The organism is Humibacillus xanthopallidus (assembly GCF_006716675.1).
GTDB classification, from domain to species: Bacteria; Actinomycetota; Actinomycetes; order Actinomycetales; family Dermatophilaceae; genus Humibacillus; species Humibacillus xanthopallidus_B.
On record NZ_VFPM01000003.1, the window covers coordinates 899263 to 915764 of the forward strand.

The 16502-nt window shown below is 70.4% G+C and carries 13 protein-coding genes; 7 read left to right on the forward strand and 6 right to left on the reverse strand.

Translation table 11 applies throughout. The features are described 5' to 3' along the window. Positions 1–218 precede the first annotated feature (218 nt). The 3 genes from FBY41_RS19120 to FBY41_RS19130 all read left to right on the forward strand — a co-directional run bounded on the left by FBY41_RS19120 (position 219) and on the right by FBY41_RS19130 (position 4053). Entirely contained in the window at positions 219–1454 is a 1236-nt protein-coding gene (locus tag FBY41_RS19120) for an ISL3 family transposase (RefSeq protein WP_141845978.1), read from the forward strand. Between the two features lie 63 nt (positions 1455–1517). Continuing rightward, positions 1518–3365, forward strand: coding sequence for an HNH endonuclease signature motif containing protein (locus FBY41_RS19125; protein WP_185749155.1), 1848 nt, complete (start codon positions 1518–1520; stop codon positions 3363–3365). 280 nt (positions 3366–3645) lie between these two features. Beyond that, a complete protein-coding gene (locus tag FBY41_RS19130; RefSeq protein WP_185749156.1) occupies positions 3646–4053 on the forward strand; it encodes a transferase in 408 nt (135 codons plus the stop codon). Positions 4054–4068: 15 nt separating this feature from the next. On the opposite strand, the gene FBY41_RS19135 is transcribed toward FBY41_RS19130, so the two are convergent. Further along, complete coding sequence (locus tag FBY41_RS19135) at positions 4069–5052, reverse strand: aldo/keto reductase (RefSeq protein WP_141845984.1); 984 nt, start codon at positions 5050–5052, stop codon at positions 4069–4071. Positions 5053–5062: 10 nt separating this feature from the next. Further along, complete coding sequence (locus tag FBY41_RS19140; protein ID WP_141845986.1) at positions 5063–6448, reverse strand: NAD-dependent malic enzyme; 1386 nt, start codon at positions 6446–6448, stop codon at positions 5063–5065. A 277-nt stretch (positions 6449–6725) separates the two neighbouring features. Here FBY41_RS19140 and FBY41_RS19145 point away from each other — a divergent pair, with 277 nt between their 5' ends. The 4 genes from FBY41_RS19145 to FBY41_RS19160 are packed head-to-tail and all read left to right on the forward strand — an operon-like array spanning position 6726 to position 10240. Next, positions 6726–7757 (forward strand): thiamine pyrophosphate-dependent dehydrogenase E1 component subunit alpha, encoded by a 1032-nt coding sequence (locus FBY41_RS19145; protein ID WP_260439900.1) that lies wholly within the window; start codon positions 6726–6728, stop codon positions 7755–7757. Between the two features lie 10 nt (positions 7758–7767). Further along, positions 7768–8814 carry an alpha-ketoacid dehydrogenase subunit beta gene (locus FBY41_RS19150; protein WP_141845988.1) on the forward strand — a complete coding sequence of 349 codons (1047 nt, stop codon included), beginning with the start codon at positions 7768–7770 and terminating at the stop codon, positions 8812–8814. Beyond that, positions 8811–9044 (forward strand): lipoyl domain-containing protein, encoded by a 234-nt coding sequence (locus FBY41_RS19155; RefSeq protein WP_141845990.1) that lies wholly within the window; start codon positions 8811–8813, stop codon positions 9042–9044. The genes FBY41_RS19150 and FBY41_RS19155 overlap by 4 nt, the downstream gene beginning before the upstream one ends. A gap of 23 nt (positions 9045–9067) precedes the next feature. After that, the gene (locus FBY41_RS19160) at positions 9068–10240 is read left to right on the forward strand and encodes a hemerythrin domain-containing protein (RefSeq protein ID WP_141845992.1); all 1173 of its coding nucleotides are present in this window, start codon (positions 9068–9070) and stop codon (positions 10238–10240) included. A 101-nt stretch (positions 10241–10341) separates the two neighbouring features. Here the strand turns inward: FBY41_RS19160 and FBY41_RS19165 are convergent, their stop codons facing one another. The 4 genes from FBY41_RS19165 to FBY41_RS19180 form a co-directional block, all read right to left on the reverse strand. Further along, positions 10342–13260, reverse strand: coding sequence for a vitamin B12-dependent ribonucleotide reductase (locus FBY41_RS19165; RefSeq protein ID WP_141845994.1), 2919 nt, complete (start codon positions 13258–13260; stop codon positions 10342–10344). A 164-nt stretch (positions 13261–13424) separates the two neighbouring features. Beyond that, on the reverse strand, positions 13425–13922 hold the full coding sequence (nrdR, locus tag FBY41_RS19170; RefSeq protein WP_141845996.1) for a transcriptional regulator NrdR: 498 nt from the start codon (positions 13920–13922) through the stop codon (positions 13425–13427). A gap of 400 nt (positions 13923–14322) precedes the next feature. Beyond that, complete coding sequence (locus FBY41_RS19175; protein ID WP_141845998.1) at positions 14323–16059, reverse strand: alpha/beta hydrolase; 1737 nt, start codon at positions 16057–16059, stop codon at positions 14323–14325. Next, positions 16056–16343, reverse strand: a complete 288-nt coding sequence (locus FBY41_RS19180) for a hypothetical protein (protein WP_141846000.1) — start codon at positions 16341–16343, stop codon at positions 16056–16058. The genes FBY41_RS19175 and FBY41_RS19180 overlap by 4 nt, the downstream gene beginning before the upstream one ends. Positions 16344–16502: the final 159 nt, after the last annotated feature.

The window sequence follows — 16502 nt, forward strand, 5'->3', positions numbered from 1 at the left end:
GCTTTGACACGTAGACACATTCGACACCCGCAGTCCTTGACGCCGATTCGAACACGTGTGCTACTCCTCACCTTCGTGTGGGCGAGGCTGGGCGTCGTTGAGGGCGGGGAGCATTCGGGTTTAACGGGTTTGACGAGGGGGCAGGGGACGCGGGACGCGCACGCGGTGTGGCCCCTAGGTTCGTGGTGTCGAAGCCCGAACCTGGGAGGTCCATCCGCGTGCGCGTCAACACAGCATTCAACCGGATCCTGGCGATCGAGGGAACGTTGGTCGACTCGGTCGCCTTCACCGACGAGGGGCTGGTCCTGACGGTCAGACGCCGGGCGCGGACGCACCGCTGCCCGTGCGGGCGCCGTGTCCGTGGCCGCTATGACGCCAGCACCCGCCGGTGGCGACATCTGGACTTCGGCACCTGCCGGGTCCTGCTCGAGGCGAGCATCGCGCGGGTCGCGTGCCCCCGGTGTCGGCGGGTGCGCACCGAGGCCGTGCCGTGGGCGCGGGACGGGGCCAGGTTCACGCGGGACTTCGAGGACATGATCGCCTGGCTGGCCCAGCGGATGGACAAGACGAGCGTGGCGCGGCTGCTGCGGACCTCGTGGAAGTCGGTGGACCGGGCCATCACCCGGGTCGTGGACGAACATCTGGACACGGCACGACTGGATCATCTGTACCGCATCGGGGTCGATGAGATCTCCTACCGCAAGGGCCGCAAGTTCTTGACCGTGGTCGCCGACCACGACACCGGCGACGTCGTCTGGGTGGCGACGGGCAAGTCCGAGGAATCCTTGGCCAGTTTCTTCGATCTGCTTGGCCCAGAACGCGCTTCGCAGCTGGAGGCGGTCACCATGGACGGGTCCAAGGCGTTCCGCGGCGCCACCGCGAAAGCAGCCCCGAACGCGAAGATCTGCCTCGACCCGTTCCACATCATCAAGTGGGCCAGCGAGGCCCTGGACCTGGTCTTCCGCGCCGAACGCTTCGAGTTCCTCACCCACGCCAACCTCGCCGCCCGCTCCAACGCGCCCTGGACCGCGGCCCGGTTCGCGTTGCGCCGCGCGAAGGAGAAGCTGACCCCTGCCGACCAGAAGATGCTCGCCGCGATGCGACGCGAACGCCTCAACGTCCACCGCGCCTGGCTGCTGAAGGAGGAGCTGCGCGACCTGTTCCGCGTCATCGAGCCGGCCAAGGCCAGCGCCTACCTGCGCCGCTGGATCACCCGCGCCCGACGCTCCGGCATCACCCCGATGATCAACCTCGCCAAACGCCTCGAGGCCCACACCGACCGCATCATCGCCGGCATCGAGCTCGGCCTGTCCAACTCACGCCTGGAAGGCACCAACGCCAAGATCCGCGTCATCCAACGCCGCGGCTACGGCTACCACCACCCCAACGCCCTCGCCGCCACCATCTACCTCTGCTGCGGTGGCATCACCGTCACCCTGCCCACACGAAGGTGAGGAGTAGCACACGTGTTCGAATGGAGTCAGTGGTTCTCACCAAGGGGGTGTCAGGGGATGGGGGTGCACTCATTCCGGAGCGCAAGGGCGACGTCCGGTGCCGAGCTGTCGTCGGACCGGGCCTGCGACGCCGTGATCGACCTCGAGGACCTCGTCGGCCTCTACCGGCGGCGCGATGCCGATCGCGTCGCCCTGCGCCAGCAGGACCTGTCGCTCGCCGAGCGGGTGGTTCGCACCGGAGTCGCCCAGCACGTGATCAGCGCACGGCTGCCTGTGCTCGTCGCCGAGCTCGTCGAGGCGGCCTCCGACGACGTCGCTGCCAGGCGCTCGACCGATCTCGAGCAGCAGGTCAACGCCGACCTCAGAGTGGTCGAGGCGGTCGAGCGGTGCAAGGCCGTCCTCGACGCCGTGGGTCTCGAGGCTCTCGCCCGGCTCCAGGGCGACATCGAGTCGAGCGAGCAGCTCCGCAGCGTCGACCTCGGTCGTCGCGAGGCTCCGGGCTGGCTGGACGCCGCCGAGCTCACGGCGATGGAGGTAACCACCGCGACCGGCTTGGGCACGCACGACATCCACTCCCGCCTCGGACTCGCCACCTGCCGCACCGTCATCGCAAGAGAGCTCCGCTCGCGGCTGCAGTCCGGAGCGCTGAGCCTGCACCGAGCGTGCACGATCCATGCTGAGACGCGCCGGCTGCCCGACGACGTCGGGCTCGAGATCATCGACACCGTTCTGCGCGAGAAGGACGGCGCACCCCCGTCACCCTCCCTCTTCCGTCAGCGGCTCAGTCGCGCCTGTCTCGCAGCCGACCGAGAGGCCGGCGAGCGTCGCCGGGAGGCGCGGCGAAGGCGCCGCGGCGCCTTCGCTCTCATCGAGCCCGACGGGTTGGGTGCACTCCACGTCACCAACGACGCCGACAAGATCATCGGCGCCATGGAGCGGGTCGATGCCATCGCGAGGGCCGCCCGCAACGGTGGGGACTCCCGCGACCTCGACAGCCTGCGGGCCGACGTGATCACCGACATCCTCATGTTCGGATGGCCGAGCACCGCCGAGATGCCCGCGTCCCACGATGACTCGGTGCCTTCCGAAACCACGGGGCCGGTCCCAGCTGAACGAGCAGCCGGAGAAGCCGAGGCGGCCGGAGAAGCAAGGGTGAGCGGAGAGGCAGTGGCCCCCGTAGGGCCAGCCGGAGATGCAGCGGCGACCGGAGAATCACGGGTAGCCGGAGAGGCCACGGCTCCGCAAGCCACGGCCGGAGGAGCAGGAGCGGCCGCAGGACCCGCTACAGCTGCGCGGGCCAACCGCCCTGCAGGCCGATTCGATCAGCCTCGGGTCGTCGAGGACTGGTTCACCCGGCTCGGTCAGCGGCCCGCGGCCAAGGTCTGCATCGTCGTCCCCTTCACGACGGCGGTCGGAGTCACTGATGGCCCGTGCGAGGTTCCGGGCTACGGCTGGGTCGTGGCCGACCACGCCCGCAAGATCATCCTCAACTCCGGGTCGACGTGGCACCGACTCTCCGTCGATGCCGAGACCGGGGCCGCCGTGCGGCTCGAGACGACCTCCTACCGACCCACCGCCGCGATGCGCGCCCACGTCGAGGCCGTGGACGGCACGTGCCGCGCGCCGGGGTGCACGGTGCCCGCGGCGCGCTGCGACCTCGATCACGACATCCCGTGGCCCCACGGCCCAACGGACGTCGCCAACCTCACGAGCAAGCACCGACAGCACCACAACGCTCACACCCACGGGCATTGGCGCGTCGACCGCGACTCGGAGGGACTCGTCCGCTGGCGCACCAAGGCGGGACGCACCTACGAGACCCGACCCAAGGACTGGCTCGACGGGGTGCGGGAGCAGACGACGAGGCAGGCGGTCGTCGTGCCGCTCGCCGACGACCCTCCACCCTTCTGAGCCGGAGCGGGTGCGCGCGCCGTGGTCGCGAGGTGGCGGACGGCATACGTGGGCGACGTGGCGGGCGACGTGGCGGGCGACGTGGTGGGCGGCGTCGTGAGGGGCATCCTGAGCGGCATGGGGGTGGCGCGCCGGCACGTGCTTGATCGACCTCCTGATCCACGAGTTCCACGCCCCTCGAGGTTGCTTTCCGGCCCCGGAATCTTCGTGCGTCCTTGCTCGTTCACGGCGTGTGAGGAATGTGGACCCCCAGGTCCACCACCGGCCTGAAGGGGGCATCGTGAGGCAGAGGAAGTACGAGGAGTTCGAGGCCGACAACGGCATCGCGCTGCGTTACAGCCGCCACGACGACGGCGGCGGTTTCGTCGAGTCGCGCGCCCGCGTCGCCAGGACGGCGCATGTCGGCCCGTCGGCCTACGTCGACCGGGGAGCCATCGTCGGCGCCTACGCGCGCATCGGGTCCGGTGCGTGGATCGACGGCGGTGCCATGGTGCACGAGGGCGCGATCATCGGCAGCGGTGCCCACGTCGGGCCGGGCGCCGTGGTCGGTCGTGGCGCCAAGATCGGCTCACGCGTCAAGATCGGCGCCGACGCCCACATCTGGGACGGCGCGCGGGTCGAGAGCGACGAGATCATCCCGGCGGCAGCAGTGGTGCGCGCCGGCGGGCGCGGACGGCGAGCCGCCTGAGAGCGTGATCGCTCGTTACCACCGGTCGTGCACGTGCCGGCGGATCTCGTCGTCATAGATCGCCCGAAGGCCGTCGAGCACGTCGCCGGACAGCGGATCCAGCGCGGCGGCAGCGACGTTCCCCCGCACCTGGCTCTCGTTGCGCGCGCCGGGGATGACCGTGCTGACGCCGGGCTGGTCGAGGATCCAGCGCAACGCCACCTGGGCGGCAGGCAGCGGCGCCGCGAGCTCGCTCACGCGGCGCGCAGCGCGCACCCCCACCTCGAAGGGCACCCCGGCGAAGGTCTCCCCCACGTCGAAGGCCTCTCCACCCCGGTTGTAGGTGCGGTGGTCGCTCGCCGCGAAGGTCGTCGTCTCGTCGTACCTGCCCGACAGCAGGCCACTCGCCAGCGGCACCCGCGCGATGATGCCCACCCCGGCAGCCTCGGCTGCGGGCAGCACGCGCTCGAGCGGCTTGCGTCGGAAGGCGTTGAGGATGATCTGGACCGTGGCCACGTTGGGGCGGGCGATCGCGACGAGCGCCTCGTCACAGGTCTCCACCGAGACGCCGTATGCCGCGACGGCTCCCTCGTCGACGAGCGTGTCGAGCGCGTCGTAGACCCGATCGTCGGAGTAGACCGGTGTGGGAGGACAGTGCAGCTGGACGAGGTCGAGCCGGTCCACCCCGAGGTTGCGCCGGCTGCGGTCCGTCCAGCCACGGAAGGCCTCGAGCGTGAACGCCCCCGGCACATGGGGGTCGGCGCGGCGACCGATCTTGGTGGCGACGGTGAGCCCTGCGTCGCGCCGCTCTGCGAGCAGCCGCCCGATGAGGGTCTCGGAGCGCCCGTCACCGTAGACGTCCGCCGTGTCGAGGAAGGTCACGCCTGCGTCGACCGCAGCGTGCAGCACCGCCATGGCGTCCGAGTCGTCAACGTCGCCCCAGTCCCCACCGAGCTGCCAGCAGCCCAGCCCGACGACGGAGACCTGACGACCGGTGCGACCGAGCTGACGTGTCTGCATGACCTCGACCCTACGACGCGTGTGCGGCGGCGTGGACGGCAGCGGCGACGGCCGGAGCGACCGACGCGTCGAAGACACTGGGGATGATGTAGCTCGGGTTGAGCTCCTCCGGCTCGACGCAGTCGGCGATGGCGGTGGCCGCCGCAACCATCATCGTGTCGGTGATGTCGGAGACGCCGGCATCGAGCAGGCCACGGAAGAAGCCCGGGAAGACGAGCACGTTGTTGATCTGGTTCGGGTAGTCGGAGCGGCCGGTCGCGACGACCTTCGCGTGCTCGCTCGCCGCGATGGGGTCGACCTCGGGGACCGGGTTGGCCATGGCGAAGACGATGGCGTCGGGTGCCATCGTCGCGATGTCGTCGCCGGTGAGCAGGTCGGGTGCGGAGACCCCGATGAAGACGTCCGCACCGGCGAGCACCTCCTTGAGGGAGCCCGCCTCGTGGCGAGAGTTGGTGTGGTCGGCGATCCACTGGCGGAAGGGCTCCATGCCCTCGTGGCCGTTGTGGACCGCGCCGTCTCGGCCGCAGCCGATGATGTCGCGCGCTCCCTGGGTGAGGAGCAGCCGGATGATGGCGTGGCCCGCCGCCCCCACTCCGGAGACGACGATCCGGACGTCCGCGATCGACTTGCCGACGACCCGCAGGGCGTTGGTCAGGGCGGCGAGCACGACGATGGCTGTGCCGTGCTGGTCGTCGTGGAACACCGGGATGTCGAGCATCTCGCGCAGGCGCGCCTCGATCTCGAAACACCTTGGGGCAGAGATGTCCTCGAGGTTGATGCCGCCGTAGACCGGGGCGATGGCCCGCGCGATCTCGACGATCTCGTCGGTGTCCTGGGTGTCGAGGCACACCGGCCAGGCATCCACCCCGCCGAACTGCTTGAAGAGGGCGGCCTTGCCCTCCATCACCGGCAGGGCCGCCAAGGGGCCGATGTTGCCGAGCCCCAGCACTGCGGACCCGTCCGTCAGCACGGCGACGGTGTTGCGCTTGATCGTGAGGCGTCGCGCATCCTCGGGGTGCCGGGCGATCGCGAGGCAGATGCGCGCGACGCCGGGCGTGTAGGCGCGCGACAGGTCGTCGCGGTGCTTGAGCGGCACCTTGGGGTTGACCTCGATCTTGCCGCCGAGGTGGAGCAGGAAGGTCTGGTCGCTGACCTTGCGCACGACCGCACCCGGGATGCCCGCGATCGCCTCGGTGATTCCCTCGCCGTGCTCCTCGTCGCGCGTGTCGCACGTGACGTCGACGACGAGCCGGTCGGTGCGGCTCTCCGCTACGTCGAGCGCCGTCAGGGCTCCTCCGGCCGAAGCGACGGCCGTGGTGAGTGCGGCGGTGGCGGTGGCACCTGCAGGCAGCTCCACACGGACGGTGATCGAGTAGCCGGGACTCGGCATGGCCATGAGCAGTCCTCCTGCAGCGGGGCGCCCGGGCGACAGTGACCCGGGACCTTCATCCTCCACCCACGGCGGCACCGTCGCGCTGCAACACGACGATCGTTGCGGCATACGCCACAAAGGGGGCGCGGTCTGCGGTTTCGAGGACCACGCGCGAGGTGGTGCCTAGTGTGGGAGGTGGCCAGTCGGCCCTCCGGGACGCCCGCGCTGGTTGTGGATGAGAGTCGCTCCCCCTCGCACAGCGACGCCGTCCAGCCCCAGCCCCGGGGATCTGGAGAACGTCATGACGATGCACGCCGAACCCTCGACCTCGCCGGCTGCGGAGACAGCCGCGAGCGCCCTCGACGCCCCCACCCGCACCGCCCTCTTCGAGACGATGGTGCTCTGTCGAACGTACGAGGAGGCGATCCTTCGGGAGTACCACGCCGACAAGGGGCCGGGCTTCGACATCGGCAAGGGTCTCGTGCCCGGCGAGATGCACCTCTCGGCCGGGCAGGAGCCCGTGGCTGCGGGGGTGTGCGCGCACCTCACGACCGACGACGCGGTGACGGCGACGCACCGTCCGCACCACCTCGCGATCGCGCACGGGATGGACCTGCGCGCGATGACGGCCGAGATCTTCGGTCGCGAGACGGGTCTCGGGCGCGGACGTGGGGGCCACATGCACCTCTTCGACCCCGCCACCCACTTCTCCTGCTCCGGGATCATCGCCGAGGGCTACCCACCGGCCCTCGGGCAGGCGTTCGCCTTCCAGCGCAAGCAGACCGACCGCGTGGCCGTCGCGGTGACCGGCGAGGGAGCCGCCAACCAGGGCGCCTTCCACGAGTCGCTCAACCTCGCGGCCCGCTGGTCGCTACCGGTCGTCTTCGTCGTCGAGGACAACGACTGGGCGATCTCGGTGCCGCGTGACGCTGCGACCGCGGTCCCGTCCAACGCGGATCGCGCTGCGGCGTATGGCATTCCAGGTGAGCGCGTCGAGGACAACGACGTCGAGGCGGTGTATGCCGCGGCGGCCCGTGCCGTCGAACGTGCGAGGTCGGGCGCCGGCCCGTCACTCATCGAGATCCACACCCTGCGGCTCTGGGGACACTTCGAGGGCGATGCCCAGGGCTACCGCCCGGAGCTGGCAGAAGTGCCCTCCCACGACCCGATTCCCCGCTACGAGAAGGCGCTTCGCGAGGCAGGCGTGCTCGATGACGACGCCGTGCAGCGCATCCGCGCCGCGGCTGCCGAGCGCGTCGAGGACGCGATCGCCTATGCGAAGTCCAGCCCCTTGCCCGACCCTGCGTCGGCGACCTCCTACGTGTTCGCCTGAGGAGACGACGATGACCATCACAGACACCCCCACCGCACCCGCCCCCCAGGCCAGCCGCCGGCTCACGACGTCGAAGGCCATGGTCGAGGCGATCGCCCAGGAGATGGAGCGCGACCCGGCGGTCGTCTACCTCGGCGAGGACGTCGGCGCCTACGGCGGGATCTTCAGCTCGACCACGGACCTGCTCGCCCGCTTCGGCCCGGAACGCATCATCGACACGCCCATCTCGGAGACGGCCTTCATCGGCCTCGGCATCGGGGCGGCCGTCGAGGGGATGCGACCGATCGTGGAGCTGATGTTCGCCGACTTCATGGGCGTGTGCCTCGACCAGATCTACAACCACATGGCCAAGATCCACTTCGAGTCCGGCGGCAACGTCAGGGTGCCCATGGTGCTGACCACCGCCGTCGGCGGCGGCTACTCCGACGGTGCGCAGCACTCGCAGTGCCTCTGGGGCACGTTTGCCCACCTGCCCGGGATGAAGGTCGTCGTGCCGAGCAACCCGGCCGACGCCAAGGGCCTCATGACCTCCGCGATCCGCGACGACAACCCCGTCGTCTACATGTTCCACAAGGGCGTGATGGGCCTCGCCTGGATGGCGAAGAACGCGCGGTCCGTCGGCGACGTGCCGGACGGCGAGCACCTCGTTCCGATCGGCAAGGCTGCGGTGGCGCGGCCCGGCACGGACGTCACTGTCGTGACGCTCTCGCTGTCGGTGCACCACGCCCTCGATGTCGCCGAGAAGCTCTCGGGCGAAGGCGTCGAGGTCGAGGTCATCGACCTGCGAAGCCTCGTGCCGCTCGAACGGGAGGCCATCCTCACCTCCGTGGCGAAGACCGGTCACCTCGTTGTCGTCGACGAGGACTACCTGTCCTTCGGCCTGTCCGGCGAGGTCGTCGCGACGGTGACCGACCACGACCCGACGATGCTCAAGGCACCCGTCCACCGGGTCGCCGTGCCCGACGTCCCGATCCCCTACGCCCACGGGCTGGAGTACGCCGTGCTCCCCCGCCCCGATCGGATCGAGGCTGCGATCCGGAGGTCGCTGGCGCTGTGACCGACGTTCTCTTCCCGCCGCTGTCGGTGGAGAAGCCCGACACCGAGGGCATCCTCGCCACCTGGTTCGTCAGCGACGGTGCTGTCGTCGCCGCCGACCAGCTCATCGCGGAGGTGCAGGTCGACAAGGTGTCGGCCGACGTGGCAGCGCCCGTGGCGGGCACCATCCACCTGCTCGTGGCCGAGGAGGCCGTCGTCACCCAGGGGGCGCCCATCGCACGCATCGAGTGACGCGCGCTGGGTAAGGCCCCCACATGACCTCCTCGGACGAGCACGCCCATCGGCTACCGGCCCCCGCCCGGGCGGCGGTGGCACTGGAAGACAACGGCGGCCTCGACCCCGCCGTCGACACGCTGCGCAGTGTCACAGCGCCCCTCGACACCTCGCCCCTCGGGGCGGTGCTCCGAGGTGAGTGGCTGGGCCATGCGCTGCACCCTTCACTGAGCGACCTGCCCCTCGGGATGTGGACCGCGACCACCGCCCTGGACCTCTTCGGAGGCACCGGCTCGAGGGACGCAGCCCGCCGTCTCGTCGGCATGGGACTGCTCGCCGCCGCACCCACGGCCCTTTCGGGGTGGGCCGAGTGGCGTCGCGCCGACCGCCGGTCGCAGCGCGTCGGAGTGGCCCACGCCGCCCTCAACGCCACCGCTGCCGTGCTGTATGCCGGGTCGTGGTCGGCGCGTCGCCGTGACCGACACCGGGTGGGTGCCGTTCTGGCCCTCGCGGGAGCAGGCGCCGCTGGCGCCGCCGGTTATCTCGGCGGTCACCTCACAGCCGTCCGCAAGGTGTCGAGCCGACACCCTGCCTTCGCCGCGATGGAAGGCCGAGCTCACGGTGGGAGCGACGACACCAAGGCGACGGCCGGCTCGAGCGCGGTGTCGTCGGCAGCGTCGGGCACTCCTGTCGCGCGCCGCCGCGCCACGCCGGACGAGGTCATCGGCGCCATCGCAGCGCAGCACGCGAGGATCACCACCCTCATCACGCAGGTGGGCACCGCTGGACCTGACGACCGGCCGGCGAGGCTTCGAGACCTCTTGGGATACCTGGCCGGGCACGAGGCAGTCGAGGAGGAACTCCTCCACCCCCTCCTTCGCGTCGGGAACGCCCACGAGGTCGCGCAGCAGCGCGTGCTCGAGGAGGAAGGGGTCGGGCAGCAGCTGGAGCACCTCGAGCAGCTCGATCCGGCCTCGCCGTCCTTCAGCACGCAGTTCGACCTCATCGAGGACGCGATCATGCATCACGCCAGGGCCGAGGAGGCCGAGGAGCTCCCGCGGTTGGCGGGCGCCCTCAGCGAGGCGGACGCGGCGCTCGTCCTCAGCGCCCTCGCGGCCCAGGAGGCAGCCGCACCCAAACGACGGGGCAGCTTCGCCGAGATGCTCGCGGCTGCGAAGAACGACGTGCGAGCCCTCGACATCCCACACGCCTGAGCTGAGCCGGTCCTGACCTCGCGCCACGTGGACACGTACTCGGACGACCGCATGAGGGGGTGGCCCTGTCGGGCCACCCCCTCACCACCGGTCCGGCCTGATCAGCTGCAGCCGCTGGTGCTTCCGCAGCCCTCGCAGACGTAGCAGGAGCCGGCGGGACGCATCTTCGTGCCGCAGGTCATGCAGATCGGGGCGTCGGCGGTGATGCCGCCGAACTTCTCGAGCAGCTCCGCCGAGCTGTGCACCTCGCTCGAGATCTCGCGAGCGGAGGCCGCACCCGCCCCCGACTTCACCTCGGAAGCCTTGAGCTCTCCCTTGTCCTCAGGCTTTGCCTCAGGCGCCTTCCTCGCGACGGGAGCCGACTGCTGGAGGGTCTCCAGCTCGTCCTCGAGGTCCTCGTCGGAGTCGTCGGCCTCGGCCTCGTAGGAGCCGGTCTCGACCTGACGGGCCCGCTCGGCGGCCGTGTGGATGCCCATGAAGGAGCGGGTGTCGAAGTCGAGGTAGTCGAGAGCCAGGCGGCGGAAGACGTAGTCCATGATCGACTGAGCCATCCGCACGTCGGGGTCATCGGTGAGGCCGGCGGGCTCGAAGCGCAGGTTGGTGAACTTCTCGACGAAGGTCTCGAGCGGCACGCCGTACTGCAGGCCGATGGAGACGGCGATCGAGAAGGCGTCCATCACGCCGGCGAGGGTCGAGCCCTGCTTGCCGAACTTCAGGAAGATCTCACCGAGCTGGGCGTCGTCGTAGGTGCCGGCCGTGAGGTACCCCTCGGCGCCACCGACGGAGAACGACGTCGTCTGCGACGTGCGGCGCTTGGGCAGACGGCGACGGACCGGGCGGTACTCGATGACCTTCTCGACCTTGACCTCGGCGGCCGCTGCGTCGGAGGCGTCCTTCTTGTCCTTGGCGGTCGAGCCACCGTCGGACAGGGGCTGGCCGACCTTGCAGTTGTCGCGGTAGACCGCGAGCGCCTTGAGGCCGAGCTTCCACCCCTGAAGGTAGACGTCCTCGATCTCCTCGACCGTGGCGTCCTCGGGCAGGTTGACCGTCTTGCTGATCGCGCCCGAGAGGAAGGGCTGCGTCGCGGCCATCATGCGCACATGGCCCATGGCCGAGATCGAGCGTGCGCCCATGGCGGTGTCGAAGACCTCGTAGTGCTCCGGCTTGAGGCCGGGCGCGTCGATGACGTGGCCCTTGTCAGCGATGTACTCGACGATCGCCTCGATCGACTCCTGCTGGTAGCCGAGCTTCTTGAGTGCACGCGGGATCGTCAGGTTGACGATCTGCATCGAACCGCCGCCGACGAGCTTCTTGAACTTCACGAGTGAGAAGTCGGGCTCGATGCCGGTGGTGTCGCAGTCCATCATGAAGCCGATGGTGCCGGTCGGGGCGAGCACCGACGCCTGGGCGTTGCGGTAGCCGCTCTTCTCACCGAGCTTGATGACGTCGTCCCACGCCTTCGTCGCGAGCTTGTGGATGTCGGAGTCCATCGCGTCGAGCGTCTTGATGTTGTCGTTGGCGGCCTGGTGCTTGCGCATGACGCGCTTGTGGGCGTCGGCGTTGCGGGCGTATCCGGCATACGCCCCGACGACCGCGGCCATCTCGGCCGAGCGCTTGTAGGCGGCGCCGGTGAGCAGAGACGTGATGGAGGCGGCGAGCGAGCGGCCACCCTCGGAGTCGTAGCCGTGGCCGGTCGCCATGAGCAGCGCGCCGAGGTTGGCGTAGCCGATGCCGAGCTGACGGTAGTTGCGCGTCGTCTCGCCGATCGGCTCGGTCGGGAAGTCGGCGAAGCAGATCGAGATGTCCATCGCCGTGATGACGAGCTCGACGACCTTCTGGAAGGTCACCGCGTCGAACGTGTCGTCGTCGCGCAGGAACTTCAGCAGGTTGAGCGAGGCAAGGTTGCACGAGGAGTTGTCGAGCGACATGTACTCCGAGCACGGGTTGGAGGCCGTGATGCGGCCCGTCTCGGGGTTCGTGTGCCAGGCGTTGATCGTGTCGTCGTACTGGATGCCGGGGTCGGCGCACTCCCACGCAGCCTTGGCGATCTTGCCGAAGAGCTCACGGGCGTCGACGGTGTCGATGACCGAGCCGTCGAGACGCGAGCGCAGACCGAACTCGGTGCCCTCCTCGACCGCCTTCATGAACTCGTCGTTGACGCGCACCGAGTTGTTGGCGTTCTGGTACTGCACGGACACGATGTCCTTGCCGCCGAGGTCCATGTCGAACCCGGCGTCGCGCAGCGCACGGATCTTGTCCTCCTCGCGCGCCTTGGTCTCGACGAACTCCTCGATGTCGGGGTGGTCGACGTCGAGCACGACCATCTTGGCCGCGCGACGCGTGGCGCCGCCGGACTTGATGGTGCCCGCGGAGGCGTCGGCGCCGCGCATGAAGGAGACCGGGCCCGAGGCCGTGCCACCGCTGCTCAGCAGCTCCTTGGAGGAGCGGATCCGCGAGAGGTTGAGGCCGGCGCCGGAGCCGCCCTGGAAGATCTTCCCCTCTTCCTTGTACCAGTTGAGGATCGAGTCCATCGAGTCGTCGACCGAGAGGATGAAGCACGCCGAGACCTGCTGCGGGCTCTTGGTGCCGACGTTGAACCACACCGGGGAGTTGAACGAGAAGACCTGGTGCAGCAGCGCCCACGTCAGCTCGTGCTCGAAGATCTCGGCGTCCTCCGCCGAGGAGAAGTAGCCGTTGCTCTTGCCGGCGGCGACGTAGGTCAGCACGACCCGGTCGATGAGCTGCTTGAGCGAGCTCTCGCGGGCCGGGGTGCCGACGGCGCCGCGGAAGTACTTGGTCGTGACGATGGTGCTCGCGTTGACCGACCAGAAGTCGGGGAACTCGACGCCGCGCTGCTCGAAGATCGTGACGCCGGTCTTCCAGTTCTGCTGGACGACGTCGCGCTTCTCCCAGGTCACCTCGTCGTACGGGTGAACCCCGGGGGTGGTGTAGATGCGCTCGACCTTGACGCCCTTGGCGCCTGCCTTCGAGCGTGAGCTCCGGTTACCGATCTCCGTCATGTCCTGCGGCCTCCCTGACCGTGGTGGGCCCCCCGCCGGGGCCCGATGGGCTTCGTGCTCGTCTCGTCCATGCCAGTGTCTCGCCGGGGTCTGACAGTCCCCTTGGCCGTTCGGCGCTGTGTTCGTGGAGGGTGGTGGTGCGCGTGCTCCCGCTGTCGCAGCGGCTACCGTGGCGCGCCGAGCGGGGCAGAGCCCGTGGGCTCCTCCCCCACCGCGTCACGCTCGGCCCGAAGGAGGGCGATCGCCCCTTCGAAGTCCTCGAGGCTCTCCCAGCCCTGGTACACGCTGGCGAACCTGAGGAAGGCGACCTCGTCGAGCTCGCGAAGCGGCTCGAGGACGGCCATGCCCACCTCGTGCGCCTCGATCTCGGCGTTGCCCTGCGCCCGGATGGTCTCCTCGACCTTCTGGGCGAGCAGCGCCAGGTCGTCCTCCGTCACCGGTCGGCCCTGGCAGGCCTTGCGGACGCCGGAGAGCACCTTGGCCCGGCTGAACGGCTCGGACGCCCCCGACCGCTTCATGACGCTGAGGCTCGAGGTCTCGAGCGTCGTGAAGCGGCGGTTGCACTCCGGGCACTGACGCCGGCGGCGGATCGCCGCGCCGTCGTCCGTGGTGCGCGAGTCGATGACTCGCGAGTCGGTGTGGCGACAGAACGGGCAGTGCACGTCGGCCACCTTCCCTTCCCCGTGGTGCATTCGTGGAAACGTCCTCACCTCGCCCCGTATGCCGCCCGCCCGGCTCCTGATCGGGCCCGCAGGCCCGCGCCGGTGTTCGTGGGCCCGGCGCGGGCCTGTGGACAGATCGAGGGTCGTGCTGGGGATGAGCTGGGGACGACGTGTGGGTAACCCCCATCTACCTGGGGACTACATGTGGACGTCTTACATCTGTGCAACTACTAGATGTAGGGGTAACTGTAGGCGCGGTGTGACCGAGACCGCAAGCACGCGCGAGCGATTCGGCGCGTCGGGTCGCTGACCTGCACAAACGCACCAGCAGTCACAGGCGTCACGGCGTGTCGCCACAACATCTAGGGGTGCGTCCGCCCACGCCGCCCCTCATCTGGCGTCAGCGCCAGGCCTTGCGGGCCCGCTCCGCCGCCGACTCGGCGACCGTCGCATCCCCGCGCCCGGCGACGACGGCTGCGAGGTTGAAGGCGCTGTCACTGCCGGCCTTGAGGTAGTCGGAGTGACCGCGCGACGTGCGGCGAGCCCCTGGTGAACCCTCGGCCCCGGGTGCGTAGGTCGACAGCGTGCGCGCGCCCACGACCGACGCGGCACTCGGCCCGAGGACGACGCGCCCGCCCGCGACGACGGGGTCGTCGATGGAGCCGAGCACGTTGAAGGCGCCCGGCTTGAGCCCCGTGTCGACGACGGAGCGCACGGCGCCGCCTGTGCCCGGGGACCCGAAGAGCGCTGCCCGGTCGATGCCCGTCGGGCGGCGCAGGGCGAAGGAGAGCACGACGGACCCGTAGGAGTGAGCGAGGACGCTCTGGTCGGCGGGCACCTCACGAGAGGCGTCCAACCCCGTCACGAACGCAGCGAGCTCCTCGCCCCCACGGGCAGCCACGCCTGAGGACATGACCGTGCGTGACGGGGTGAGCACCTCGTCGGCCTGAGGCGCCGCGTAGCCGAGCCAGGTCACCACCGCCACGTCTCCGTGCGCCATCCCCGACGAGCTCGACCGCAGCCGTGCGAGCTCGCGGTCGTAGCGGTCGAGGTCGCCGCCGACGGTCGTCGTGAAACCCCCCACGAAGGTGGCGACGTGTGGAGCGGTGTCGACCTCGCCGATCGCGACGGCAGCCTTCGGGTGTCGCCCCGCGACGTCGAGCAGCAGCAGCCGGCGGCGAGCGCCGTCCTGACGGCCCAGGACGGCCCGCACGGCACGCAGCGCATCGAGCCGCCCCCTGACGAGCTCGAGCGCCCCGGCGCGTTCGGACAGTCCGAGCGCGAGCACGGCCGACCCCCCGGCCCCGACCTCCTCGGGAAGTGGCTCCCCACCGGCCTCGAGAACGGCGAGGCGGCCGCGTGCCGCTCGCTCGACCCGGTCGAGGAGGATGCGGTTCGCCTGGTCACGGTCGGCCCCGGGCAGCCCGTCGCGGGGCCCCACCGACTCCGGACGCTCCTGCACCAGCTGCCGTCGCTCCTCGCTCGTCAGGCTGCGCCACCACGCCGCGTTGGCGAAGACATCTGCCGAGGGGTGGCCCGGCCCCGAGACAGGCGGAGGCGGGAGCGACGTGAGGACGCCTCGCTCCCCCGGTGCGAGGCAGCCGCCGGCTGCCTCGACGAGGTGCCGCGCGAGGTCGGCGTCCGTCTCAGTCGCCACTCGGCCGGCCTGGCGGAGGTATGCGGTCACCTCCTCCCGCATCAGCGCGTCCTCGCGCACCTCATGGGCATCGAGCACCGGGTCACCCCGGGGCACCCGGGCTGGCACGACGAGGACTCCGGCCTGCGTGACCCGAGCACCCCGCTCCTGCGCCCTCGCCTCGGCCCGGGTGAGCAGGCCGAGGGCGGAACGCAGACGCAGCCCCGCGTGGCTCAGCGCCTGCGAGCAGACGGCGAGGTCTCGGCCGACGTGGGTCAGCTCGGCGGCGAGGGCACTGAACCGGCCGGCGGCCGCGGTCGAGGCCGGCCCGGACCACCGGGAGAGCGAGCCACCTGCGTCCGACAGCGCCGTCGACCGTCCGCGCAGCACGGTCTCGATGCCCCCCGTCACCGTCCGCCGGTGCTCCTCGATGCCCCTGGCGGCGGCCGAGAGGAGCTCCGGGCGTGCGGCACGGAGGGCCGCGACCCCCAGCCCCGTCACGGTGACGCGATCGCTCGCCGGGCGACCTCCTCGACGGCCTCGTAGCCGGCGGCCGCGACGTCGACGGCCGCGCCCGTGGCGCGCACCCTCGAGCGCAGCGCCGACAGACGCGCGCTCCACCCGGCGCAGGCCCGCCCAGAGGCAACGGCGGTCTCGCCGCCGCGGAACGCCGAACCCACGGGTGCGATCTCGTCAACGACCCTCACCCGTTCGAGCCGGGCCAGCACCTCCTCGAGGGCGGCCGCACTCTCACGAAGGCCGCCCGTCTCCACCCTGAACTGCATCTCCTGCTCCTTCCACTTGCGAGCAGGCTAGGGAGGCAAGGGAATCGGCGCTCAGCCTCGTCCACAGCACTCGAGCGGACGGCATACCTCGTCCACAGGCTGACCCTCTCGGCGAGCGGGACACGGACAGCAGAACGCCGCACCCTCCGGGGAGGGTGC